The organism is Streptococcus sanguinis (assembly GCF_013343115.1).
Classification (GTDB): Bacteria; Bacillota; Bacilli; order Lactobacillales; family Streptococcaceae; genus Streptococcus; species Streptococcus sanguinis_H.
Genome location: NZ_CP054570.1, coordinates 2,146,335 through 2,169,580 on the forward strand (window position 1 = coordinate 2,146,335; position 23,246 = coordinate 2,169,580).

Sequence of the window (23,246 nt, forward strand, 5' to 3'; positions counted from 1 at the left end):
CCTTTGGGAAGCAGCCTTTTTGTGTAAGTTTACAAGGGGTTGACAAGATTGTAAACTTTGAAAGACTGTTTTTCGCTTCCTTTACCCTTGTTAAATGCTTTGATTATTGGGAGAAATTCGCTTTTTTCTAGGATTTATGGTAAAATGGCGGAATAAGAGGTCTATGATGAAAAAATTTCGTTTTGCCCCAATTCACTTGGCGATGGCGGGTCTAATTTCCTTTATAATCTTAGCCATCTGTCTGAGGCTTTTCGGTGATAGTTTGGCCATGCTAGCTGCTCTCATGCTTGTGCTGGCTCTTTTGATTGTGCTTTTTATCCAGCAACAGAGAGTATCCGAGCTAGATGAGATTGAGCAGATTCATTATGTCAATCATCAAGCAGAAGGAAGCCTCGCTTCCTTGCTGGATAAGATGCCAGTTGGTGTCATTAAAATCAGTGAAGATAATGGTGATGTAGAGTGGTTTAATCCCTATGCAGAACTGATTTTTACAACTGAAGATGGTGATTTTGATGCTGATATGCTTAAGAATATCATGAAGGCTGCCTATTCAGATTCTGGTCATTATGCTACTGTTGGAGACAAGAAATATTCGGTTTACTTGGATCGTGCATCCAGTGTGTTTTATTTTTTTGATGCATCCAATGAATACGAAGCCACTGTTGGTCTGGTAACAACGCGCCCGGTGATCGGGATTATCTCGGTGGATAATTATGATGATTTGGAAGATGTCGTTTCTGATACGGATATCAGCCATATCAATAGCTTTGTAGCCAACTTCGTAGCAGAATTTTCTGAGCAGTTTCACATGTTTTACCGTCGGGTTGGCATGGATCGGTTCTATCTTTTTACGGATTACACAGTTCTGGAACAGCTGATGGAAAATAAATTTTCTATCATTGATCAATTTCGGACAGAAGCTAAAAATCGAGAGCTGTCACTGACACTCAGTATGGGCTTTTCTTATGGTGATGGCAATCATGATGAAATCGGTCGGGTAGCCCTGCTTAACCTCAACTTAGCTGAAGTTCGCGGTGGGGATCAGGCTGTCGTTAAAGAAAATAATGACAACATGAACCCAATCTTCTTTGGTGGAGGAACGGCGTCAGCTGTTAAGCGCACGCGCACCCGTACTCGGGCTATGATGACTGCGATCTCTGATAAGATTAAGAGTGTGGATCAGGTCTTTATAGTCGGACATAAAAATCTGGATATGGATGCCTTGGGTTCTTCTCTTGGTATGCAGCTCTTTGCTAGTAATATCATTGAGAAAGCTTATGTGGTTTATGATCCGTCCCAAATGGCTTCTGACATTGAGCGCTCCATTACAAAGCTCAAGCAGGAAGGGGCTGACTATCTGGTTCCGCTTTCTGAAGCAGTAAATATGGTGACCAATCGTTCGCTCTTGATTATGGTTGACCACTCCAAGATATCTCTGACGCTGTCTAAGGATTTCTTTGATCAATTCAGTCAGATTATCGTAGTCGACCACCATCGCCGTGATGAAGATTTTCCGGAAAATGCTGTGATTGCCTATATCGAAAGTGGGGCTAGCAGTGCCAGTGAGTTGGTAACGGAGCTGATTCAGTTCCAGAATTCTAAAAAGAATCGTCTCAGTAAGATGCAAGCCAGCATTCTCATGGCGGGGATTATGCTTGACACCAAAGGATTTTCATCTCGAGTCACCAGTCGGACCTTTGATGTGGCCAGCTATCTGCGGACTCGAGGCAGTGACAGTGTTGTGATTCAGGATATTTCCGCTACGAATTTTGAGGAATATCGTGCGATTAATGAGCTGATTTTAAACGGCAAGAAGATTTTGCCTAATGTCATTGTAGCAGCTGGTCCAGAAGAGAACACTTATGATACAGTTGTCATCAGTAAGGCAGCTGATACCATGCTCTCTATGTCAGGAATTGAGGCAACTTTTGTCGTGAGCAAGAATACCAAAGGTTATGTGTCTATTTCGGCTCGCAGTCGTAGCAAGATCAATGTTCAGCGAATTATGGAAAAGCTGGGCGGTGGCGGTCATTTCAATCTGGCGGCAGCTCAAATTGAAGGTAAAACAGTTTCTGAGGTTCTTCAGTCGCTGAATCAAGAAATTATGGACCAAGTCATTAAAGAAGAAGTAATAATAGACGAGGAGAAAAAAGGATGAAAGTAATTTTTTTAGCAGATGTAAAAGGCAAGGGCAAAAAAGGCGAAATCAAGGAAATGCCGACTGGCTATGCTCAAAATTTTCTGATTAAGAAAAACTTAGCCAAGGAAGCAACAGCGCAGGCTATCGGTGAACTGCGCGGCAAGCAAAAGTCCGAAGAAAAAGCCCACGCGGAACTAGTGGCAGAAGCTCAGGCTATTAAGGCTAAGTTAGCAGAAGAAGCTACTCTTGTTGAATTTACTGAAAAAGTTGGTCCGGACGGCCGCACCTTTGGCTCTATTACCAGCAAGAAAATAGCAGAAGAGCTGCAAAAGCAGTTTGGCATCAAAATTGACAAACGCCATATTAAGGTGGACTCACCGATTCGCTCCATTGGTCTGATCGATGTTCCAGTGAAAATTTATCAGGATATAACTGGGGTGATTCGTTTGCGAGTTAAAGAAGGATAATAGTGATTTGAAGGAAGGATTTACCGATGGCAGAGATTGATGAACTCCGAGCTCAGCCTCAGGATATTTTAGCGGAGCAGTCCGTTTTAGGAGCCATTTTCATTGATGAGAGCAAACTGGTCTTTGTTCGTGAGTATATCGAGCCTGCTGACTTCTTTAAGTATGCCAATCGCTTGATTTTCAAGGCTATGATTGACTTGGCTGACCGCGGGGATGCCATTGATGCAACGACTGTTCGCAATATTTTAGACAGTCAGGGTGACTTGCAGAATATCGGCGGTCTCAGCTACTTGGTGGAAGTGGTCAATTCTGTGCCAACCTCTGCCAATGCTGAATACTATGCTAAAATCGTTGCAGAAAAGGCCATTCTAAGGCGGTTGATTTCGCGTCTGACAGAGTCTATCAATCAAGCCTACGATGGTGACCGGCTGTCAGAGGAAATTATCGCCGGAGCTGAAAAAGCTCTGATTGATGTCAGTGAAACTGCCAACCGCAGTGGCTTTAAAAATATCCGTGATGTGCTGAACCTTAACTTTGGCAATCTGGAGGCTCGGTCTCTGCAGACATCAGATATCACTGGGATTGCGACTGGCTACCGTGAGCTGGACAAGATGACGACTGGTCTGCATGAGGAAGAATTAATCATTTTGGCGGCTCGGCCAGCGGTCGGAAAGACGGCCTTTGCCCTTAATATCGCTCAAAATATCGGAACCAAGCTGGATAAGACTGTAGCCATTTTCTCTCTGGAAATGGGGGCGGAGAGCTTGGTGGACCGGATGCTGGCTTCAGAAGGGGTGATTAATTCTCATTCCATTCGTACGGGGCAACTGACAGATGAAGAGTGGCAAAAATATACCATTGCGACAGCTAATCTGGCTAACGCTAGTATCTATATTGATGATACACCAGGGATTCGGATTACAGAGATTCGCTCGCGGGCTCGAAAACTGGCCCAGGAAACGGGCAATTTAGGCCTGGTCTTGATTGACTATTTGCAGCTGATTACAGGAACTGGCCGTGAAAACCGCCAGCAAGAAGTTTCGGAAATTTCCCGGCAGTTGAAAATCTTGGCTAAAGAGCTCAAGGTGCCGGTCATTGCGCTGAGTCAGCTCTCGCGTGGTGTGGAGCAGCGGCAGGATAAGCGACCAGTACTGTCTGATATTCGGGAATCAGGTTCCATTGAGCAGGATGCGGATATCGTTGCCTTCCTTTACCGGGATGATTATTATGATCGGGCTGGTGAGGAGGAAGAAGGCATTCCCAACAACAAGGTTGAAGTCATTATCGAGAAAAACCGGAGTGGAGCGCGTGGTACAGTAGAGTTAATTTTCCAGAAAGAGTATAATAAATTCTCAAGTATTTCCAAAAGAGAGGACGAATAAAGATGAGTGATGCATTTACAGATGTGGCAAAAATGAAAAAAATCAAAGAAGATATCAAGGCGCATGAAGGACAAATCGTTGAGATGACGCTGGAAAACGGTCGTAAGCGCCAAAAAAGCAAGCAAGGCCGTCTGATTGAAGTTTATCCATCTTTGTTTATCGTGGAATATTCCAATGAAGGCGGTCAGCCAGGGGAAATCTCCAATACCTATGTGGAGTCTTATACTTATTCTGACATTTTGACAGAAAAGAATCTCATCCGTTATTTTGATGAATAGAAAGGCCCAGCGGGTCTTTTTACTTATATTTGAAGCAATTCCTCAGTCAAATCGATGTATATAGAGGATGATAAGCAAAGAAAACAGGTGGTCATCATGATTAAAAATTTAGTTTTTGATTTGGGCAATGTTCTGATTGAATGGAATTCTAAGAAAATCCTGACATATTTTGAACCTGAGAAAGAGCGGCGGCAGGTCCTTAGACAGGCCATTTTTGAGTCAGGTGTCTGGCATAAGACAGACAAAGGAGAGCTGAGTTTGAAAGAAGCCTGTGAGGGAGTCCAGACTCAGCTAGATGCTTCCTATCATTCTGTCGTTAAGAATATCTTTTATCATTGGTATGAGGTTGTGCATGTTTACAGTGGTTTACAGGAAAGAATTCGGCTATGGGCTAATCAGGGCTATCGAATCTATATCTTGTCAACCACTTGTGAGATTTTTTATCATATTGAAAAAGCTGGTTTGTTGCCCATTTACTCACTGTTGTCGGGCTATATCCTTTCCTCAGAGGTAGGTGTCGTCAAGCCAGAAGCAGAGATTTACCAAAAGCTGTTAAAAAAATATAATCTGGATCCAGTAGAATCCGTCTTCATTGATGATATTCAGGCTAACTTAGATACGGCAGCTGAGCTGGGCTTTGAAACCATCTTATCCACAAGCGAGACAGAGAATATCAGGGCTATGGAGGACTTGCTGACTGTGAAAGGGAAGTTTGACTGATTGATGATCGTTTGCTTTACTTATCGTTGAAAAGGAGTGAGTCCAAGCTCAAACCTTGACATTTGCTGATGATTGCGCTATCATAGTCCTATATATGGGAGTCTGTGTACAGTCTGAGAGGAAGTGTAAGCTTCGACCGCACCTGATCTGGGTAATGCCAGCGTAGGAATCATACCGAAAATAGTGGTATTGTGCGCCTTTTCCATATATGGAAAAGGCTTTTTCTTTTATCATCTTTATCGATGGTGATATCTTGAAGAATTGCAGCGCTAAAAATGCAGGAAGGGAGGAAAATCGTTCTAATGAAAGCACTACAAAGGCTGATGCGGCAGCAAATCGGTCTCTTAGGTATGCTGGGTGTACTTGTCATCTGGCAGGTCATGGGCTGGCTCAAGCTCTTGCCCAAGTTTATCCTGCCGACACCTCTGGAAATCGGTCAGGCCTTTATCAGAGATGCTGGATTTCTAGCAAGTCATAGCTGGGCGACCTTAAAAGTAGCTTTGCTGGGTTTAGTCTTGGGCGTCATCTTGGCTTGTATACTAGCTATACTCATGGACAGCATGAGCTGGCTCAATGATTTAATTTATCCCATGATGGTCGTGGTGCAGACGATTCCGACCATTGCTTTGGCGCCAATTCTGGTTCTCTGGCTGGGTTATGGGATTTTGCCCAAGATTGTGCTGATTATTCTGACGACAACCTTTCCGATTATCGTCAGTATTCTGGATGGTTTTCGGCATTGTGACCGGGATACTATGACTCTCTTTGAGCTTATGCAGGCCAATCGCTGGCAGATTCTCTGGCATTTTAAGATTCCAGCTAGTCTGCCCTATTTCTATGCGGGCTTGCGCGTCAGTGTTTCCTATGCCTTTATCACGACTGTGGTTTCCGAATGGCTGGGCGGTTTCGAAGGCTTGGGTGTTTATATGATTCAGTCCAAGAAACTTTTCCAGTACGACACCATGTTTTCCATTATCATATTGGTTTCGGTCATCAGTCTTCTGGGGATGAAGCTGGTGGCTGTCAGTGAAAAATATGTTATTAAGTGGAAATAGGAGCTCAGCTCTGCTATTTTCCAAAGAAAGAAAAGAGGATAATGATGAAAAAAAGTTATAAAGTCTTGTTGGCAGGTTTGGCTACCGTGTCAATCATTGGCCTAGCGGCCTGCGGTCAGTCGAAATCTACGTCTGAGAGCAAGGATAAAAAGATTGATTTTATCTTAGACTGGTCACCTAACACCAATCATACCGGCCTTTATGTAGCTCAAGAAAAGGGATATTTCAAGGAAGCAGGCGTGGATGTGGATATCAAGTTGCCGCCTGAAGATAGCAGTTCGGATCTGATTATCAACGGCAAGGCGCCTTTTGGTATTTACTTCCAGGACTCCATGGCTAAAAAACTGGATAAGGGCGCAGAAATCACAGCTGTCGCGGCCATTGTAGAGCATAATACTTCGGGCATTATTTCAAAGAAGTCTGCAGGGATTACAGGGCCTAAGGATCTGGTTGGGAAGAAATATGGCACCTGGAATGATCCAGTGGAGCTAGGCATGCTCAAAACTTTGGTTGAAAGCCAAGGCGGCCAGTTTGATGAAGTGGAAAAAGTTCCCAACAACGATTCCAACTCCATTACGCCGATTGAAAATGGTTTGTTTGATGCAGCCTGGATTTATCATGGCTGGGATGGTATCATGGCAGAGACTCAAGGCATGGACACGAATTTCTTTTACATGAAGGACTATGTCAAGGAATTTGACTATTATTCTCCAGTGATTATTGCTAATAATGACTATCTGAAGAAGAATCCGGACGAGGCGAAAAAGGTCCTGCAGGCTATCAAGAAGGGTTATCAATATGCCATGGAGCATCCTGAAGAAGCGGCGGATATTTTAATCAAGCATGCGCCAGAGTTGAAAAATAAGCGTGACATTGTCTTGGCTTCCCAAAAATATCTGTCTGAGCAATATGCATCGGATAAGGACAAGTGGGGTCAGTTTGAGGCTAGCCGCTGGAATGCCTTTTACAAATGGGCCAAGGATAAGGGTATCGTGGACAATGACTTGAGTGACAAGGGATTTAGCAACGATTATATAAAATAATGACAGAAATTAAACTTGAAAATGTAAGCTATGCTTATGATGAGCAGCAGATTTTGAAAGATATCAGCCTACAGGTAGAAGCAGGCCAGGTCGTAGCGATTTTGGGACCTAGCGGAGTCGGGAAAACTACCCTCTTTAATCTAATTGCTGGGATTTTGGAGGTCCAGTCGGGTAGGATTGTCCTAGACGGGCAGGAAAATCCCAAGGGCCGGGTGAGTTATATGCTGCAGAAGGACTTGCTGCTGGAGCACAAGACGGTGCTAGGCAATGTCATCTTGCCCCTCTTAATCCGAAAAGTATCAAAAAAGGAAGCGACGGAGCAGGCAACCCAGATTTTGAAGGAGTTTGGACTCTTTGATGTGGCAGATAAGTATCCACATGAGCTGAGCGGGGGGATGCGGCAGCGCGTGGCTCTGCTACGGACCTATATGTTCGGTCACAGGCTATTTCTTCTGGACGAGGCCTTTAGTGCTCTGGATGAGCTGACTAAGATGGAGCTGCACGCTTGGTATCTGGATATTCATCGTAGGCTGGGTCTGACGACTCTTCTCATTACTCATAGCATTGAGGAAGCTCTGGCTCTCAGCGACCATATCTATATTCTGAAAAATCGGCCTGGGCAAATTGTTGCAGATCTCCAACTGACTTGGTCAGACAGTGAGGATAAGGAACTGCAGAAGTTACGATACAAGCAGGAGATTTTGAAGATTTTGGGAGTGTGAAGCAACTGTCGGAATTCCTTTGCTTTCAAGAAACAACCTAAATCAAGCCTTTTGGCTTGATTTTTTGCATAAGTCCCTTTACTTTTGACTTTATTCATGGTACAATAGCCTTTGTGTGAAATAGCAGCAGGAAAGCATGGAGCTCGTCAACAGAACATCAGCTATAAAAGTAGCCTTAGCTGTTTGGGCGAAAATGTTCTGCACGAATCAGGGCTTTCTAAGTGACTATTTCCTCGAAAATATTTTACAGGAGGACATTTTTATGTCACGTTATACAGGACCATCTTGGAAACAAGCTCGTCGTTTGGGTCTTTCTCTTACTGGTACAGGTAAAGAATTGGCTCGCCGTAACTATGTACCTGGTCAACATGGACCAAACAACCGCAGCAAATTGTCAGAATACGGTTTACAATTGGCTGAAAAACAAAAACTTCGTTTCACTTACGGTGTAGGTGAAAAACAATTCCGTAACTTGTTTGTTCAAGCTTCAAAAATCAAAGAAGGAATCCTTGGTTTCAACTTCATGCTTCTCTTGGAGCGTCGCTTGGATAATGTTGTTTACCGTCTTGGTCTTGCGACTACTCGTCGTCAAGCTCGTCAATTCGTAAACCATGGGCACATCCTTGTTGACGGCAAACGCGTTGATATCCCATCATACCGCGTAACTCCAGGTCAAGTGATCTCAGTTCGCGAGAAATCATTGAAAGTGCCTGCAATCCTTGAAGCTGTTGAAGCAACTCTTGGACGTCCAGCATTCGTATCATTTGATGCTGAAAAATTAGAAGGTTCATTGACTCGCCTTCCAGAGCGCGACGAAATCAACCCAGAAATCAACGAAGCACTTATCGTTGAATTCTACAACAAAATGCTTTAATTTGTATTTGTTCAGAAGCCGGGAAACCGGCTTCTTTTTTATACTCTCAATGAACTAATAAAGCTGATTCTAACTAAGAATAGGTCGAAAAGAGGCAGCTGTTTTTCAGAAATTGGTTGATTTCTTTCTGCTCCTATCCAATCAGGTGTGACATTTTGTAAAGATTTTTTCCAGCTTTTTTACGGAAGATTTACTGAAATGGTGTATAATGGGAACAAGACACAAACAGAAAATTATATGAAAGGAGTAGCGATGAAGGTTCTAGTGACAGGAGCGACTGGCTTTCTAGGAAAGTATGTTGTTGAAGAGCTGGCTGAACAAGGCTATCAGGTGCGAGCTTTTGGTCGTAATCTGAAGGCTGGTCGGCAGTTAGAAGGTCCTTTAGTAGAGTTTTTTGCTGGTGATTTTACCAGAGAAGAAGAAATTTTTGCAGCCTGCGAAGGAGTGGATGCAGTGGTACACGCTGGTGCTCTCTCAACGATTTGGGGACCATGGGAGCAGTTTTATCAGACCAATGTAGTAGGAACCAAGTTGGTTATGGAAGCCTGCCGGCATTTTGGAATGCAAAGACTGGTCTATATTTCCTCCCCAAGTGTTTATGCTGCTGCGCGTGATCAACTTGCTATTAAAGAAGAGGCTGCTCCTCAGGAAAACGAGCTGAATTTTTATATCAAAAGCAAGCTCATGGCTGAGCGGATTGTCCGAAGTTATCCTCAAGTTCCATCGGTTATCTTGCGTCCAAGAGGGCTTTTTGGTATTGGGGATACCAGTATCTTTCCTAGGATTCTGCGCTTAAGCCAAAAACTGGCGATTCCACTCATCAGAAATGGCCAGCAAATGATGGACATGACCTGTGTGGAAAATGTGGCCTTTGCTGTTCGACTGGCTTTGGAAATTCCAGAAGCGCAAGGACAGGTTTACAATATTACCAACGGAGAATCCCGTAGTTTCAAGGATATGCTGGATGAAGCTTTAGATGGTTTACAGGTTCGTAAACGTTATGTTAAGTTACCTGCTGCTTTTCTAGGTATTCTGGCACAGGGTTTTGAAAGCTTTTATCGCTTCTTTCACATTGAAAAAGAGCCACCTTTGACTCTTTACACTTATTACTTAATGCGTTACAGTCAAACGCTGGATATATCAGCAGCAGTAAGAGATTTGGGCTATCAACCCAAGTTGACAATCAGTGAAGGGATTGCAAAATATGTCCAACATTATCGAGAAAATTGAGTATCTTCACCCTGGGCGCTGCAGCAGTCACTTGCAGCAGATGTTTAAGGGAGTTGCCAAGAAAAAAATGATTTTTCCAGCTGGTGTTTTCCTCTTGAAGCATCGTGAGCAAGGCTATATTCTCTACGACACTGGCTATTCTCCAGCTATTCTGAAGCCCAATTTTAAATACTGGCTTTATGGTCTGGGAACGCCTGTTGATATGTCAGAAGAGGAGCGTGTAGATCGTCTGCTTGAGCAAAAAGGAATTGCGCCAGAAGATATTTCTTATGTCATCTTGTCGCACTTGCATCCAGATCACATCGGCGGAGCCGCTTTCTTTCCCAAGGCCCGCTTCATTCTGACCAAGACCGTTTTCAAAACGTATCAGCATGCCAAACTGAAGGATTTGATTTTTAAGGAATTTCTTCCGCAGGATTTTGAGAGTCGGTTGGAAGTAGTGGAACCTCAGCAGGTCCAAGCAGCATTCCTCTATCGTAAGACAGTTGACTTGTTTGGGGATGGCAGTATATATCTGGCTTCAGTTGATGGCCATGCTGCTGGGCAAGCTTGTCTCTTTTTGCCAGATTATCATCTGTTTATCGGAGCTGATTTGTGCTGGGGCGTGGATCTGTTGCCGTATACAGAGCAGATGCGTTTCTTGCCGTCACTGATCCAGAATAACAAGGAAGAATATATGGCCGGTGTGGCCTTACTTCGGCAGTTGCTTGCTGTCGGTTATCAGGTGCTAGTCAGCCATGATCCGGCTGAGAGAGCGGAGCAGATTTTGTATGAAACTAGGAACATTTCTAAAAACCTTTAGCGTCATGCGCTGGGGGCATCGATTTAAAGACCGACAGGCATTAGAACGCTATCAAGTCAAGGCTTTAGCAATCTATCGGGAATTTCTGCAGCAGGAATCGCCTTATTTTAAATCAGGCATTCCAGCAGATTTTAAGATGAATAAGGCCTTTATGATGGAGCATTTCAATGAGCTCAATACTCAGGGGCTGGATCGTGATGAGTTACTAGCCTTGGCTCTGGAGAGCGAGCGGACACGTGATTTCAGCCCCATGATAGGAGAAATTGCTGTTGGCCTGTCTTCAGGAACATCTGGTCACCGAGGCTTGTTTGTCACCACTGAAAAGGAGCGCAGTATGTGGGCGGCAGCTATCTTGGCCAAGATGCTGCCTAAAGGCAAACTCTTTGGACATAAAATAGCCTTCTTTCTTCGGGCAGATAACCAACTCTATCAGACTGTCAATTCAGGCTTGATTTCTCTGGAGTATTTTGATACTTTTCAGGGAGCCGAAGAGCATGTAGAGCGTTTGAATGCTTACCAGCCAACGATTTTGGTAGCGCCAGCATCAATGCTCTTGGAGCTGGCAAAACAAGTCCAGGCAGGGAATTTGCAGATTGCCCCTAGCAAAGTCGTATCAGTGGCAGAAATTTTGGAAGAGCCAGATCAGCAGAGTATTCAAGAAGGATTTGGTCTAAAAAAGGTGGATCAGGTTTACCAAGCGACCGAGGGCTTTTTAGCCTGCAGCTGTGCCTACGGTAATCTTCATCTAAATGAAGACATTGTCCATGTAGATAAGCACTACTTGGATGATAGGCGCTTTTACCCAATTATTACGGATTTCAAGCGGACTTCTCAGCCAATTTTTCAATATGAGTTGAATGATATCTTGGTAGAAAATCCTGAACCTTGCCCCTGCGGTTCGGTCTTTACACGGATTGATAGGATTGAGGGCCGGTCGGATGATATTTTCATGTTTGAAAATGCTGCAGGTCAGTCGGTGGAGGTCTTTCCAGACTTTATCCGCCGTTGTCTGCTCTTGGTTGATGGGATTGGAGAATATCAAGTCGCTCAGAAAAAGGACTACTCGCTGACCATTGCTATCGAACATCGTAGTCAGCAGCGAGAAGACGAGATTATCCAGCAGTTTCAGAATTTGGCGACTGATAAAGACTTTCTTATACCGGCTATTTCTTTTGAAGATTATCAGCGGGACAGAAGCCGTAAGTTGAAACGTATCTATCGGGCTTAAGAATGCTCCAAGTGGAAAAACATATGAATCAGAGGCTGAAGTGCTTTGGCAGTTTACCTAGCTATTGAGCAGCCCCAAGTCTGACAAGAAGGAGTTTAATATGACAGCAGTAAAGAATCATATAAAGATTGTTGGTTATGGTACGCATCTACCTAGAAATACTGTGACTTTTAAGGATCAGACCCGTTATCGAGTGGTGGAAAATGAAGAAACCCAGCTTTCCATGGCTGTTAAGGCGATTGAAAAAGCCCTAGAGCAAGCGGGCTTGACAATCAAAGACATCGATTGTATCGTGTCAGCCAGTGCGGTGGGTGTCCAGCCTATTCCTTGTACAGCGGCCCTGATTCATGAGTTGGTAGCCAAGGGCTTGTCCATTCCAGCCATGGATATCAATACGACTTGCACCAGCTTTATCTCGGCTTTGAGTCTCATGTCTCATTTGTTGGAGGCTGGTGAGTATCATAGAATCCTCATCGTGTCCAGTGAGGTTGGAAGTTTGGGTCTCAATCCCAATCAGAAGGAAAGTTTTGAGTTGTTCAGTGACGGGGCGGCTGCTTTGATTTTTGAAGCAACAGAGGAAGAGAGAGGGGTCATCTCCAGCCTGCAGCGGACCTGGTCTGAAGGAGCTCACGATACAGAGATTCGCGGTGGATTGACATCGTTTCAGCCTAAGGAGTATTCGGATGCTACCAAGACTCACTACATGTTTGACATGAATGGTAAGAAGATTCTCTTGCTCTCTGCCAGAAAAATTCCAGAAATGTTTAAAGAATTTAAAGAAAAGAGTGGCCTCAGTCTGTCTGACTTGGATTATATCATTCCGCATCAGGCCAGTCGTGCCCTGCCAATGGTCATGCGCAGCTTGGGTATTCCTGATGATAAATACCTTAATATTGTGCAAGACTATGGGAATATGGTGTCAGTAGCAGTGCCTTTTTCTCTCTGCTATGCTCTGGAGCGTAATCTAGTCAAGGAAGGGGACACCATCGCTCTGATGGGAACAGCAGCTGGAATGACAGTTAATATGCTGGCTATGAAATTATAATACAATAAAAATAGGGTGTACAGAACCAAAAGAGGTTTTGTACACCCTGTTTAATTTTTCAAAATATGAAAAGAGCTGGAACCCATTGGGTTCCAGCAACTTCTTACAGCATTTTCAAAAGAAATTCTGCTATTTGTTCAGGACTTTCTTTTTTTCCTCTAGCAATCCACATTTGGCAGACACCAAAGAAGGCATTGGCGAGAAAGACTCTGCTGTATTCTTTTTCAAAATGATTGTAAACACGTCTACTAAAACGGTCCTGCAGACTATCTGCCAACATTACCTGCAGCTTATGGCGCAGAAAATTCTGAATCTCTTTCGTGCCGTTTTCTGTCAAAAGAGCAGCCAAGAGTGGCTCTAGCTGGAGGAACTGAAAGACCTCTGTAATCGCAGTTTGAACATCTTCTTGATTATTCTCAAAAATATATCCCAACTGATGAAAGAGGTTTTGCTGATAACGTTCAATCATATCGTACTTGTCCTTGTAGTGAGTATAAAAACTACTACGGCTGATGCCAGCAGCTTGAGCTAGCTGTACAGTAGTGATATGGTCGAAGGACTGCTTATGCAGTAGTGAAACCATGGCTCTTTCAATAATAGCCTTGGTTTTTCGGCGTTTATTGCTTTCTAACATAAAATCTCCCTTTGAGGCTAAGCCTCAGTCTGCTCTTCAAGCGAATAGCCGTCATAGCAAACTACTTTTTCTTTTTCTCCGTGTACTATTATATCAAATGTTTTTCCAGTGGAAAAGAGTTAAATTCCGGAATTAAGCATAGATAGTCAAAATTTTATCTGATTAGGCTTAGTCGACTGGTAAAATAATAAAGCCGAGGCTTAAAGTAAAGTCTCGACTTTTGTTATGAACATTATTTAAAGTAGAGGTAGTCAGGGTCAGGAGTGACATAAAGTAGCTCGCCTTCCTGTGAGAAGATAATAGAAATCTGTTCATTTTTATAAGAGTAAATTGTATAGGTGTTTTGTAATCTTGATGCTTGAGCAATGTCAACTGCACCCACTAAGAAAGCACGCGCTTGTTCGGTACTTATTTTTTGCTCCTGAATCAGTCTTTTAAGATTTTCTAATTCTTTTCTTCAAGTGCTTTGCTTTCAGATGCGAGGTCGGTGCTTATTTTTTCTGGTTCGCCGAGAATACTTTTGACTTTTTCTTGGGTATATCCTTTAAATTGAGGAATTTGAACTTCAAAACCGCCAGATTCATAGGATTGGTAATAAACCTTGGCATTCTAACATAAAACTGATTTTCTGTGTACCTACCTATAGGAAAATACCTTTTATTTACAGATTGTTCAGAGATTAAAGACAGTAGGGCGAACTTATTCCGCTTCCCAGCAATCTTTTTAAACAAAATTAGACACGGTGTCTAATTTTTAAAGAATAAGCTTGTATTAATTTTTGATTGGTGTATAATCAATTTTGTTGAAATTTGGACACTGTGTATAATTTTAGGAGGTAGACATGTTAAGAGAATGGAAAGCTATTTTAAAAAAGCCGACTTTTATCATTGTGATGTTGGGAGTCTCTATGATTCCTGCCTTGTATAATGTTATTTTCTTGAGCTCCATGTGGGATCCGTATGGAAAGGTATCGGACTTGCCAGTGGCGGTCGTCAATCAGGATAAAGCTGTAACTGCTAGTGGCAAGACCTTGTCTATAGGTGAGGATGTTGTTTCCAGCCTCAAGGAAAATAAAAATCTGGATTTTCACTTTGTCAGTAAAGAAGATGCTCAAAATGGTTTGGAAAAGGGTGATTACTACATGGTTGTGACGCTTCCAAGTGATTTATCTGAACGTGCAGCCAGTATTTTGACAGATAATCCTCAACAAATGAAGATTGACTATCAAACGTCTAGCGGCCACAGTTTTATTGCTGGTAAGATGAGTGATTCAGCCATGGCTTCTTTGAAGCAGACGGTGGCGCAAAATGTAACTGATACTTATACAAACGCCTTATTTAAGAATATGGGAGACCTAAAAAATGGCTTGGTGAAGGCATCTGATGGTGCTCAGCAATTAGCATCTGGCAGCCAACAACTAGGTTCAGGAAGTCAGACAATTGCAGATAACTTAAGGACTCTGAATCAAGCTACGAGCAAATTATCGTTCGGTGTAGCTCAATTTAACACAGGACTACAGACTTATACTGGGAGTGTTGCACAAGTATCGTCTGGACTGGATAGTTTGTCAAACGGGATAAACACTTATGCAAATGGTGTAAGTACTGTGGCCAAAGGTGCAAATCAGCTGTCGGGTCGATCAGCAGACTTATTGGGTGGAGTCCAACAGCTTACTCAGTCAGGAGATGGAGTTCAGGCCTTATCGACAGGTGTAACGAATCTGAACACTGGCTTGGCTACATTAAAGTCTTCGGTAGATACAACCTTAGCTAACAATCAGCAAAACGTGAATGATTTGGCAACTGGCTTGACTCAGTTGAATGCTAGTATTCAAGCTGCAGCAAGTGACTCAGCAGTGTCAACAGACAGCATTGAAACTTCGTTAACCAGTGTAGCAGGATCCGCTCAGTCTATCATTAATAATAATCAAGATGCTAGGGCTGCAGCTTTAGCAAGTGTCCAAGGGACGAGCACTTATCAAGGACTTTCTAGTGAGGCTAAGGCTGAGATTGATGCAGCAGTCAGTGCTAGTCAAGCGGGAAGTGACCAATCTGCTCAGGCAATTTTATCCGAAGTTGATATGATGAGGGCTTCTCTTGAAGTGATAAAAGCTACCAGTCAGACGAAGATTAGTCAATTGGGAAGCACTTCTACTCAGGTCTTACCCCAAGCATCTAGCATGATAAATGGTCTTTATAATGGGTTGTCAACGATTAGTACTAGCCTCGGTTCAGCAAGTGGAGGAGCCAATCAACTAGTTGCAGGTATAGATACCTTAAATGAAAAACTAACGACTGGCGCGACACAATTGGAACAAGGGGTGACAAGCTATACCAATTCAGTCGGTCAGCTATCTGAGGGGACATCAGCTTTGGCAAGTAAGAACCCTGATTTGCTAGCAAATACAACAAAATTAGCAAACGGGGCAGCCCAATTAACAGATAAATCGCCAGAATTGACCTCTAGTTTCGGGAACTTAGCAGATGGAACCAATCAATTAGCGAGCGGAACAGGGAAGCTGGCTGATGGCAGCAGTATTTTAACAGATAATCTCTCTAAACTTACTGTGGGAACAAGTGATTTGTCCAATAGCCTTTCAGATGCAGGTGATAAATTGTCGGCTGTTTCAACCAAGGAAGACAATGCAAAAACTCTGGCAGATCCTCTGACACTGAGCAAGACAGATGAGAACAAGGTAGAGAAAAACGGCATTGGGATGGCGCCTTATATGATTTCAGTAGCTTTATTTGTGGCGGCTATTTCAACCAACATCATCTTTAGTACACTTCCATCGGGGCAAGAACCTAGGACGAAACGAGATTGGCTGAAGGCCCGCATAGAGGTAAATGGAGTAATTTCCGTCGTGGCAGGTGTTTTGGTCTATGGTGCTGTGCACTTGATAGGCTTATCTGCTAACCATGAGTGGGCAACCCTTGGTTTGATTGTCCTAGCCAGCATGACCTTTATGGCTCTTGTGACCGCTTTGGTTACTTGGGATAGCAAGCTTGGCGCCTTTGCCTCTCTGATTCTCTTGCTCTTACAGCTGGCTTCTAGTGCAGGAACCTATCCGCTGGAGCTGACTAGTAAGATTTTCCAAGTTATCAACCCTTGGCTGCCCATGAGCTATTCTGTATCGGGCTTACGCCAAACGATTTCCATGAATGGTCAAATTGGTAGTCAGGTCCTCTTCCTTGCTTTTGTTTTAGTTCTTTTCATGGTACTTGGCACTCTGGTCTATCGAACAGATAAAAAACAGCTAGCTTAAGGCTTTTGCTTTTATGGATATGTAAAAATGTAGATGAAAAGTCTATCTGTAATTCGTTTACTTTTTCTCTAACCAACATCTCCTGAAAAGGGAGATGTTTTGTTTTCTTTAAGTTTTCTTTATCTTTCTTTTAAGTTTTCATCTTTAAAATTGCATTACATTCAAGAAAGATAGAGAGGTGAGAAGCCCATGGCAGAAAAAATTTTTCAACATCATTTTCAGCGCTTTGAAACCAAATACATCATTTCCAAGGAAACCTTGCTGGATTTATTGCTAGAGTTTGAAGGCTATCTGGTGGAGGATGAGCGAGCTTATTCGACCATTAACAATCTCTACTACGATACGCCGTCTTATCAGCTCATTCGTGAGTCTTTGGAAAATCCTTGCTTTGATGAGAAAGTTCGCTTGCGAACCTATCAAGAGCATCCGGCTGAGGATAGTCAAGTCTTTTTGGAAATTAAGAAAAAGACGGAGAATCTGGTCACCAAACGCCGGCTTGCAGCAGATTTGCTGACAGCGGAAGCCTATCTGGACGGTGATTACAGTCAGCTGACTGACCTTCAGATAGATAAGGAAATGGCTTGGCTGACTCAACATTTTGGTCATATTCAGCCTATGATGTATATCGGCTACAATCGTTATTCGATGAAAGGGGTTGAGGATGAGCGGATTCGGATTACCTTTGATCACGACCTGACCTACCGTCCTTATGATTTGAGTCTCTTGGCTGGTCGCCATGGAGGTCATCTCCTGCCAGCCAATCACGTCATCATGGAAGTTAAGATTCCAGAAGCTTGTCCGTTATGGCTCAGCGAGATCATGGATCGCTACCAGCTGTCTCCAAGCTCTTTCTCCAAATATGGCTTTGCTTATAAAAAGGCAAACTGTATCAGCAGTAAATAGAATAGATAGGAAAATAAAAATGAAACAATCAAAATCAACCCTTAAAAAAATTAAATTGATGATTCCACTGGTTTTGATGACAGCAGTGCTGGGAGCCTGCAGCTCAAACGCCAGCAGTTCTACAACTTCAAGCACTACCCAGGCTGCTAATGCTACAAGCACCAGTCAGACTAAGACCAATACTTCTGATTACTTTGCCTCGGAGGACTCAGACGCTTCTTATGATGAGTCCAAGGCGACGACCATCAACCTGAGTGGATCCAGTGCCAAGACCTCTGGTGACGGGGCTAGTGTCTCCGGCTCGACTGTGACAATCTCAAAGGCTGGTACCTATGTCGTTTCCGGAACGAGTGAAAATGTGCAGATTGTCGTCAAAGCAGGTGATAGCGACAAGGTCCAAATCGTCCTAAATGGTGTAACCATGAGCGGGACAGACGCAGCTATTCTAGTAGAAAATGCGGGTAAAACAAGCCTGACTCTGGCTAACGGCAGCCAAAACACAATCTCAGACTCATCAAATCACAGTAATACGGATGCAGATGCAGCTATCTATAGTAACTCTGACCTGACTCTCAATGGCTCTGGAAGTCTGACAGTTGATGGCAAGTATGAAACAGCGATTAAGTCTGAGCAGACCTTGCGGGTGACAGGTGGCACTTATACGCTCAAGGCAGCTAAGAATGGTCTGTCAGCTGCTTCAGCTATTAATATCAAGGACGCTACTATCGATATCACAGCGACAGAAGATGCCATCCATGCAGACAATGATGATGATACTTCTCTGGGAAATCTCTATATCCAGTCCGGCACCATCACGATTAATGCTGGTGATGATGGTCTACACGCTAGCAATATCGCTTTGATTGATGGTGGAACGGTTACAGTTTCCAAGAGTGTAGAAGCTCTGGAAGGAACCAATGTCACCATTAACGGCGGTAAGCTGGACCTTTATGCGACTGATGATGGTATTAATGCAGCTAGTGACGTAACTGGAGCTGATATCTTTATCAAGATTACCGGTGGCGATATCAAGGTCGAGATCGGTGAAGGCGATACCGATGCTATTGACTCCAACGGCGATGTCATTATGTCAGGAGGAAACTTGGATATTACTTCTACGGTATCTGCCTTTGACTTTGACGGAACAGCTACCTATACTGGCGGTACCATCACGGTTAATGGTGAAAGCCGAACAGAAATCACAGCAGACGGACCTGGCGCTGGTGGACCTGGTGGCGGCGGTGCTCCAGGCGGCCAAGGCGGTTTTGGTGGGCGATAAGAAAATAAGGCAGTTCAATTTGAACTGCCTTATTAATTTATGAAAAAGACGGGGATGCAGCTATGTTTCTGCAAAGCAATCTTTTATAGAAGACTTAAGAGAGACGATAAATTTTCTATAGTGAAATCAGGTTTTTCTTCTAGTCGTTGGGGTTGGTAATAAGCACTAAAACCTTGTTTTAACCAGATAGTTGTCATTCCTAGTGCTTTAGCAGGTATGATATCATTGTCTATTCGATCACCAATCATAATAGCTTGTTTAGCAGGGCAATGAGCTTTCTCTAAAGCTAAAGTGAAAATGGCAGGGGAAGGCTTGGCAAGTCCGAGCTCTGCAGAAGAGGCAACTAAATCAATCCATTGATATAGTCCCATTTTTTTCAAACGTTCTTTTAGGCCAGGTAGTTGGTTGGCGATGATTCCGATTTTATATCGGTTGTGCAATTCTTTTAAGACCACTTGGGCATCTGGGTATAATTTCTCCAAATTAGAGTTCCAAATGGGACGTTCTAAGTTAAATTCTTTTATTGTCTCCAAGTCTCCCTTTTTGCCTTCTTTAAACAGTTCAACCATACGAGCATAAAAAATATCGTAGTTAATATTTGTCTCTGTAATTGCTCTCCTAATTCTATCTTGATAGGCTTCTTTTTCATCAATCAAAGTAGAGCCAACGTCAAAAAACAACCATTTATGAGCTGACATTTTACTACCTCCACAATAATTATGATATGTCTTACTCATCTATCTTAATCAACATCTTCTCCGTATCCACCGTCACTTGAGCACCGATGGTGATAGTAAAGAGTGGCTGAGTATGAGCAAAGCCCAAGTCATAGAGGACAGGAATTGTCTTTAGAATAGGATGTTTATCCAAGATATAAAGAAGCAGCTCCTCTGTCATCTGACATTCTTTTGGAAAGCGGCCGATGAGAAGGGCCTGTGGGTTAGGATAGGCCTGAAGGAGGGCAGCTAGATTGCGGTCAAACTCCACATAATCATCTTCCTCCGCCTCTTCAACAAAGAGGACATAGTTTTCATCTGTTGGGGCATAGGGGGTTCCACGCAGGAGTGAGAAGGTGGAGAGATTGCCGCCGATAGCAGTGGCTTGGGCTTGCCCATGGTGATAAACTTTCCACTCCGTCTCATGGAAGGTCAGTGGGGCATCGGGCAGATACCAAGCATTGTCGCCCCATTTTTCACTAGGAGTCAATTCATAAGAAGTCTGGCTGACAGCCTTGAGCCAGCTCTCGATCTGATAGTCCTGCAGGGCATCCATCTTAAAGCTGGAGTAGGAGGGCCCCATGTAGGTTTGCATGCCAGTCTTGCTATAGATGGCGTTGAGCAAGGCTGTTGTGTCCGAGTAGCCGCAGAAAATCTTAGGATTTCTAGCAATCAACTCAAAGTCCAGATAGGGCAGGAGCTCATTGCAGTTGAAACCGCCGATAGTGGCCAGAATAGCATCAACGGAGTCATCTGCGAAGGCAACATGGATGTCTGCCACCCGGCTTTCGATGGAGGCAGAGTCTAACATATCATTTTCCAGATAATGCTCCGAAAAAGACACGGTAAAACCCAGCTTTTCCAAGCGCTCCTTGGCGGCTAGATTGGCCTCAAAGCCACCGATGTGTTCGATTGACGACGAGGGGCTGACGACCCGAATGTGCATACCAGGTGCGAGTTTTTTCATAGGGACCTCCTTATGATAAATTTTTATAGAATATCATAGCACAAAGGCCAAGGCCTGTAAAGCAATCTTAGGGCATTACGGGGAATTTTTATCAAAAAAGGAGCCGCTGAGGACTCCCTGATTGTATATATTCTTTTCTATGATTTATTCGCTGAGCTTAATGCTACCGCTTTGGGCGCTGGCAGTAAGTGTAGTTGTCGGATTTTCGACTTTACGGATGGCAGAGCCACCAAGTTCATGGCCTTTGGAGTGCTCTACACTTATACTACTAGGGATGTCAATTTCACCTAGATCCGTTTTCAGATCAAAGGATAGCTGCGACAAACTGCCGGAAACCAAGTTCAGATTAATATCGCCCAGTTGGTCAGTGATAGAGATTGTACCAGCTAATTCCAACTGTTCAGAGTTCAGTGAGCCGCTTGAGATTTTCAGAGTACTGTCGGAGATTTTGCTCGAGTTTAGATTGACCTCTCCCAGAGAGTTTGATATTTCGCCAGATGCGAACTGGCTGTTGCTCAGAGTGATGGTACCCGAAGAAGCATTGATTTTTCCAGAGTTAATCTGACTGTTATTAAAGGAAATCTCTCCCAGAGAGTTCTTAAATTTACCAGATGCGAATTGGCTATCATTCACAGTCAACGAGCCATTGGATAGAGAGAAGTCAGCATTTTTGGCTGATAGATTGGACAGCGTAACATCTCCTAGTGACGAACTGCCGCTGAATGTCTCAAGCTTGGTCCCCTTAGGCAGGGAAAGCTGCACAGTACGCTTTCCTTGAGATTCTTGGTCAAATAAGCTGAGTAAGGAGCGGATGCCAGCGCTTATGTGGAAGGAGCCTGCACCATCTTCCTTGATGTTTAAGTTTCCGTTTTCAGAACTTGTCGTGATTTTTCCAAGCGAACTTCCATCAATCTGATAGTTACCATCGCTTTGGTAATAGGTCAAGTGAGCCTTGTCATCAGGAGATTCGCTGATGACGAGGTTTCTAGCTGCTAAGTTAATATTTAGGGAAGAAAGATCAGAGAAGCTTTCTTCTTTTTTCGTGAGTTTTACCTTGCTTTTGGCAGAATTGACCAAGTCGTTGACACCGCCTGTCATGGAGCCGATAGTGGTCAAGGCTCCACCAAAGAGGCAGGCTAAAATAGCTGCAGATAAAAGAGGTTTTTTCAATTTGATGTTAGCCATGACGTGCTCCTTTCTTTGCGAAAAGTTGAGCTAGTTTGACAAAGCCAGCCTTGCCAAACTGAGTAACAGGAGAAATGCCTGCGTAGAAGATACCCGACAGTCCCAGAGCTAGAACACTGAGCCCCAGAGTGAACAGGAAGGCCGGGATAGATGTCGTCAGTCCCACTGTCAAAGTGTCCCAGATCAGGCTGATGCCAAAGATAAAGAATGCAAAGGCACCTATAGCCATGACGAGAGCAAAGATAAAGACTAAGAGGAAGAAAACAAAAGTCAAAAGTGCTGCTACTATAAAGAGCGGAATTGCCAAGGGTGCTGCCAAAATGGATAGGATAGCAATCTGGACGATGTTCTTAGTGTTTTTTGATGAACTGCTGTCTTGATTATCTTCCTCGACTTTTTTGTCCAAAAGATTCAACATAATCTCGTGGGCCGCTTCCTTAGGGCTGCCTAGATCAGCAATAGCAGCTGCCTCGCCCTCTGGTCCTACCTCGTCGAAGTACTCAGTGAAGTAATCCATAGCTTCCTGGTAGTCCTTGCGTGGCAGTTTTTTTAGATATTTTTCTAGCTCAGCTAGATACTCGGTTCTTGTCATGACGGATGCTCCCTTCTATGATACCGCTGATGGTCATGGTATAAGTTTGCCACTCTTCTTTTAGAGTGAGTAGCTGTTCGTGCCCGTAGGCAGTGAGTGAATAGTATTTTCGTTTTCGTCCTTGGTACTCCTGCGAATAAGTCGTGAGGCAGTCATTTTGCTCCAGCTTCTTCAGAATGGGGTAAAGTGTTGATTCTTTGATATTGGCAATCAGCTTAATCGTCTGGCTGATTTCATAACCGTAGGAATCGTCTTTTTCAAGGATGGCTAAGATGAGAAACTCAATCAAAGCCGATGATGTGGGGAAAGACATAGGACCACCTCCTTGTGTAAAATATTTATATATAATCTTTCTATATATAGTCTACAACCTCTTAGGAAAAAAGTCAAGCAAAATATATAAAATTTTTATATATTTTTTGAAAAAGTCTTTTAATGGCTGTTTATAAGGAACATCAAAGTACCTTTCTTCCTTACAAGAACTTTACATCTTCCTTAGCTTTTGTGTTGAAAACATCTTCCATAAAATGGTAAAATGGTGTAAGTCTAACTAAAAATATAAGAGAGATCAATGAAAAAACATCAAACCCTATATAAATTTTTGGGCCAAACCCTACTATATTTTGTTATCTTTCTGGCCTTGCTTTATTTCTTTAGCTATCTGGGTCAGGGTCAGGGTGGCTTTATCTATAATGAATTTTAATGTGAGAGAGTAGGAA

23 protein-coding genes and 1 pseudogene are annotated in these 23,246 nt (G+C 43.4%); 17 read left to right on the forward strand and 7 right to left on the reverse strand.

Annotation, left to right across the window (positions count from 1 at the left end; genetic code table 11):
• Window positions 1–166: 166 nt before the first annotated feature.
• From FOC72_RS10460 to FOC72_RS10520, 13 genes are all read left to right on the forward strand, one after another.
• Window positions 167–2,158: a DHH family phosphoesterase gene (locus FOC72_RS10460; protein ID WP_457654770.1), complete on the forward strand. Its 1,992-nt coding sequence runs from the start codon at window positions 167–169 to the stop codon at window positions 2,156–2,158.
• Window positions 2,155–2,607, forward strand: coding sequence for a 50S ribosomal protein L9 (gene rplI / locus FOC72_RS10465; RefSeq protein ID WP_002894242.1), 453 nt, complete (start codon window positions 2,155–2,157; stop codon window positions 2,605–2,607). The genes FOC72_RS10460 and rplI overlap by 4 nt, the downstream gene beginning before the upstream one ends.
• A gap of 26 nt (window positions 2,608–2,633) precedes the next feature.
• Window positions 2,634–3,989, forward strand: coding sequence for a replicative DNA helicase (gene dnaB / locus FOC72_RS10470; RefSeq protein ID WP_002894241.1), 1,356 nt, complete (start codon window positions 2,634–2,636; stop codon window positions 3,987–3,989).
• 2 nt (window positions 3,990–3,991) lie between these two features.
• Window positions 3,992–4,267, forward strand: a complete 276-nt coding sequence (locus tag FOC72_RS10475) for a Veg family protein (protein WP_002894239.1) — start codon at window positions 3,992–3,994, stop codon at window positions 4,265–4,267.
• 96 nt (window positions 4,268–4,363) lie between these two features.
• Window positions 4,364–4,987: an HAD family hydrolase gene (locus FOC72_RS10480; protein WP_032914031.1), complete on the forward strand. Its 624-nt coding sequence runs from the start codon at window positions 4,364–4,366 to the stop codon at window positions 4,985–4,987.
• A gap of 275 nt (window positions 4,988–5,262) precedes the next feature.
• Window positions 5,263–6,042 (forward strand): ABC transporter permease, encoded by a 780-nt coding sequence (locus FOC72_RS10485; protein WP_002894236.1) that lies wholly within the window; start codon window positions 5,263–5,265, stop codon window positions 6,040–6,042.
• 44 nt (window positions 6,043–6,086) lie between these two features.
• Window positions 6,087–7,085, forward strand: coding sequence for an ABC transporter substrate-binding protein (locus FOC72_RS10490; RefSeq protein WP_032914025.1), 999 nt, complete (start codon window positions 6,087–6,089; stop codon window positions 7,083–7,085).
• Window positions 7,085–7,807, forward strand: a complete 723-nt coding sequence (locus tag FOC72_RS10495) for an ABC transporter ATP-binding protein (RefSeq protein WP_002894233.1) — start codon at window positions 7,085–7,087, stop codon at window positions 7,805–7,807. The genes FOC72_RS10490 and FOC72_RS10495 overlap by 1 nt, the downstream gene beginning before the upstream one ends.
• Before the next feature lie 262 nt (window positions 7,808–8,069).
• Entirely contained in the window at window positions 8,070–8,681 is a 612-nt protein-coding gene (gene rpsD / locus FOC72_RS10500) for a 30S ribosomal protein S4 (RefSeq protein ID WP_002899562.1), read from the forward strand.
• Window positions 8,682–8,879: 198 nt separating this feature from the next.
• Window positions 8,880–9,911, forward strand: coding sequence for an NAD-dependent epimerase/dehydratase family protein (locus tag FOC72_RS10505; RefSeq protein WP_002894229.1), 1,032 nt, complete (start codon window positions 8,880–8,882; stop codon window positions 9,909–9,911).
• Entirely contained in the window at window positions 9,886–10,713 is an 828-nt protein-coding gene (locus FOC72_RS10510) for an MBL fold metallo-hydrolase (RefSeq protein ID WP_002894227.1), read from the forward strand. The genes FOC72_RS10505 and FOC72_RS10510 overlap by 26 nt, the downstream gene beginning before the upstream one ends.
• Complete coding sequence (locus FOC72_RS10515) at window positions 10,682–11,941, forward strand: F390 synthetase-related protein (RefSeq protein ID WP_002894225.1); 1,260 nt, start codon at window positions 10,682–10,684, stop codon at window positions 11,939–11,941. The genes FOC72_RS10510 and FOC72_RS10515 overlap by 32 nt, the downstream gene beginning before the upstream one ends.
• Window positions 11,942–12,041: 100 nt before the next feature.
• Window positions 12,042–12,986 (forward strand): 3-oxoacyl-[acyl-carrier-protein] synthase III C-terminal domain-containing protein, encoded by a 945-nt coding sequence (locus FOC72_RS10520; RefSeq protein ID WP_002894224.1) that lies wholly within the window; start codon window positions 12,042–12,044, stop codon window positions 12,984–12,986.
• Between the two features lie 103 nt (window positions 12,987–13,089).
• On the opposite strand, the gene FOC72_RS10525 is transcribed toward FOC72_RS10520, so the two are convergent.
• Both FOC72_RS10525 and FOC72_RS11690 read right to left on the reverse strand, forming a co-directional pair.
• Complete coding sequence (locus FOC72_RS10525; protein WP_002894223.1) at window positions 13,090–13,620, reverse strand: TetR/AcrR family transcriptional regulator; 531 nt, start codon at window positions 13,618–13,620, stop codon at window positions 13,090–13,092.
• A gap of 232 nt (window positions 13,621–13,852) precedes the next feature.
• Window positions 13,853–14,178: pseudogene (locus FOC72_RS11690) on the reverse strand (DUF4947 domain-containing protein).
• Between the two features lie 283 nt (window positions 14,179–14,461).
• Here FOC72_RS11690 and FOC72_RS10540 point away from each other — a divergent pair.
• From FOC72_RS10540 to FOC72_RS10550, 3 genes are all read left to right on the forward strand, one after another.
• Window positions 14,462–16,885 (forward strand): YhgE/Pip domain-containing protein, encoded by a 2,424-nt coding sequence (locus FOC72_RS10540; RefSeq protein ID WP_002894220.1) that lies wholly within the window; start codon window positions 14,462–14,464, stop codon window positions 16,883–16,885.
• A gap of 189 nt (window positions 16,886–17,074) precedes the next feature.
• On the forward strand, window positions 17,075–17,788 hold the full coding sequence (locus tag FOC72_RS10545; RefSeq protein WP_002894219.1) for a polyphosphate polymerase domain-containing protein: 714 nt from the start codon (window positions 17,075–17,077) through the stop codon (window positions 17,786–17,788).
• A 19-nt stretch (window positions 17,789–17,807) separates the two neighbouring features.
• A complete protein-coding gene (locus tag FOC72_RS10550; protein WP_032914022.1) occupies window positions 17,808–19,067 on the forward strand; it encodes a carbohydrate-binding domain-containing protein in 1,260 nt (419 codons plus the stop codon).
• 83 nt (window positions 19,068–19,150) lie between these two features.
• Here the strand turns inward: FOC72_RS10550 and FOC72_RS10555 are convergent, their stop codons facing one another.
• The 5 genes from FOC72_RS10555 to FOC72_RS10575 form a co-directional block, all read right to left on the reverse strand.
• Entirely contained in the window at window positions 19,151–19,804 is a 654-nt protein-coding gene (locus tag FOC72_RS10555) for an HAD family hydrolase (RefSeq protein WP_002894217.1), read from the reverse strand.
• Complete coding sequence (locus tag FOC72_RS10560; RefSeq protein ID WP_002894216.1) at window positions 19,797–20,750, reverse strand: S66 family peptidase; 954 nt, start codon at window positions 20,748–20,750, stop codon at window positions 19,797–19,799. The genes FOC72_RS10555 and FOC72_RS10560 overlap by 8 nt, the downstream gene beginning before the upstream one ends.
• A 144-nt stretch (window positions 20,751–20,894) precedes the next feature.
• Entirely contained in the window at window positions 20,895–21,935 is a 1,041-nt protein-coding gene (locus tag FOC72_RS10565; RefSeq protein ID WP_002894214.1) for a DUF4097 family beta strand repeat-containing protein, read from the reverse strand.
• Entirely contained in the window at window positions 21,928–22,527 is a 600-nt protein-coding gene (locus FOC72_RS10570; protein WP_002894213.1) for a DUF1700 domain-containing protein, read from the reverse strand. The genes FOC72_RS10565 and FOC72_RS10570 overlap by 8 nt, the downstream gene beginning before the upstream one ends.
• Window positions 22,502–22,840: a PadR family transcriptional regulator gene (locus FOC72_RS10575; protein WP_002931639.1), complete on the reverse strand. Its 339-nt coding sequence runs from the start codon at window positions 22,838–22,840 to the stop codon at window positions 22,502–22,504. The genes FOC72_RS10570 and FOC72_RS10575 overlap by 26 nt, the downstream gene beginning before the upstream one ends.
• A 258-nt stretch (window positions 22,841–23,098) precedes the next feature.
• Between FOC72_RS10575 and FOC72_RS10580 the strand changes: the two genes are divergently transcribed.
• Window positions 23,099–23,230 (forward strand): teichoic acid D-Ala incorporation-associated protein DltX, encoded by a 132-nt coding sequence (locus FOC72_RS10580; RefSeq protein WP_002894209.1) that lies wholly within the window; start codon window positions 23,099–23,101, stop codon window positions 23,228–23,230.
• The last annotated feature ends 16 nt before the right edge of the window (window positions 23,231–23,246 follow it).

Bases quoted from the DNA above. Each gene is read 5' to 3' on its own strand.
- rplI (WP_002894242.1), top strand. From the start codon at position 2,155: ATGAAAGTAATTTTTTTAGCAGATGTAAAAGGCAAGGGCAAAAAAGGC.
- FOC72_RS10515 (WP_002894225.1), top strand. From the start codon at position 10,682: ATGAAACTAGGAACATTTCTAAAAACCTTTAGCGTCATGCGCTGGGGG.
- FOC72_RS10545 (WP_002894219.1), top strand. From the start codon at position 17,075: ATGGCAGAAAAAATTTTTCAACATCATTTTCAGCGCTTTGAAACCAAA.
- FOC72_RS10555 (WP_002894217.1), bottom strand. From the start codon at position 19,804: ATGAGTAAGACATATCATAATTATTGTGGAGGTAGTAAAATGTCAGCT.
- FOC72_RS10525 (WP_002894223.1), bottom strand. From the start codon at position 13,620: ATGTTAGAAAGCAATAAACGCCGAAAAACCAAGGCTATTATTGAAAGA.
- FOC72_RS10475 (WP_002894239.1), top strand. From the start codon at position 3,992: ATGAGTGATGCATTTACAGATGTGGCAAAAATGAAAAAAATCAAAGAA.
- FOC72_RS10485 (WP_002894236.1), top strand. From the start codon at position 5,263: ATGCAGGAAGGGAGGAAAATCGTTCTAATGAAAGCACTACAAAGGCTG.
- dnaB (WP_002894241.1), top strand. From the start codon at position 2,634: ATGGCAGAGATTGATGAACTCCGAGCTCAGCCTCAGGATATTTTAGCG.
- FOC72_RS10495 (WP_002894233.1), top strand. From the start codon at position 7,085: ATGACAGAAATTAAACTTGAAAATGTAAGCTATGCTTATGATGAGCAG.
- rpsD (WP_002899562.1), top strand. From the start codon at position 8,070: ATGTCACGTTATACAGGACCATCTTGGAAACAAGCTCGTCGTTTGGGT.
- FOC72_RS10570 (WP_002894213.1), bottom strand. From the start codon at position 22,527: ATGACAAGAACCGAGTATCTAGCTGAGCTAGAAAAATATCTAAAAAAA.
- FOC72_RS10540 (WP_002894220.1), top strand. From the start codon at position 14,462: ATGTTAAGAGAATGGAAAGCTATTTTAAAAAAGCCGACTTTTATCATT.
- FOC72_RS10580 (WP_002894209.1), top strand. From the start codon at position 23,099: ATGAAAAAACATCAAACCCTATATAAATTTTTGGGCCAAACCCTACTA.
- FOC72_RS10505 (WP_002894229.1), top strand. From the start codon at position 8,880: ATGGTGTATAATGGGAACAAGACACAAACAGAAAATTATATGAAAGGA.
- FOC72_RS10510 (WP_002894227.1), top strand. From the start codon at position 9,886: ATGTCCAACATTATCGAGAAAATTGAGTATCTTCACCCTGGGCGCTGC.
- FOC72_RS10460 (WP_457654770.1), top strand. From the start codon at position 167: ATGAAAAAATTTCGTTTTGCCCCAATTCACTTGGCGATGGCGGGTCTA.
- FOC72_RS10550 (WP_032914022.1), top strand. From the start codon at position 17,808: ATGAAACAATCAAAATCAACCCTTAAAAAAATTAAATTGATGATTCCA.
- FOC72_RS10575 (WP_002931639.1), bottom strand. From the start codon at position 22,840: ATGTCTTTCCCCACATCATCGGCTTTGATTGAGTTTCTCATCTTAGCC.
- FOC72_RS10560 (WP_002894216.1), bottom strand. From the start codon at position 20,750: ATGAAAAAACTCGCACCTGGTATGCACATTCGGGTCGTCAGCCCCTCG.
- FOC72_RS10480 (WP_032914031.1), top strand. From the start codon at position 4,364: ATGATTAAAAATTTAGTTTTTGATTTGGGCAATGTTCTGATTGAATGG.
- FOC72_RS10490 (WP_032914025.1), top strand. From the start codon at position 6,087: ATGAAAAAAAGTTATAAAGTCTTGTTGGCAGGTTTGGCTACCGTGTCA.
- FOC72_RS10565 (WP_002894214.1), bottom strand. From the start codon at position 21,935: ATGGCTAACATCAAATTGAAAAAACCTCTTTTATCTGCAGCTATTTTA.
- FOC72_RS10520 (WP_002894224.1), top strand. From the start codon at position 12,042: ATGACAGCAGTAAAGAATCATATAAAGATTGTTGGTTATGGTACGCAT.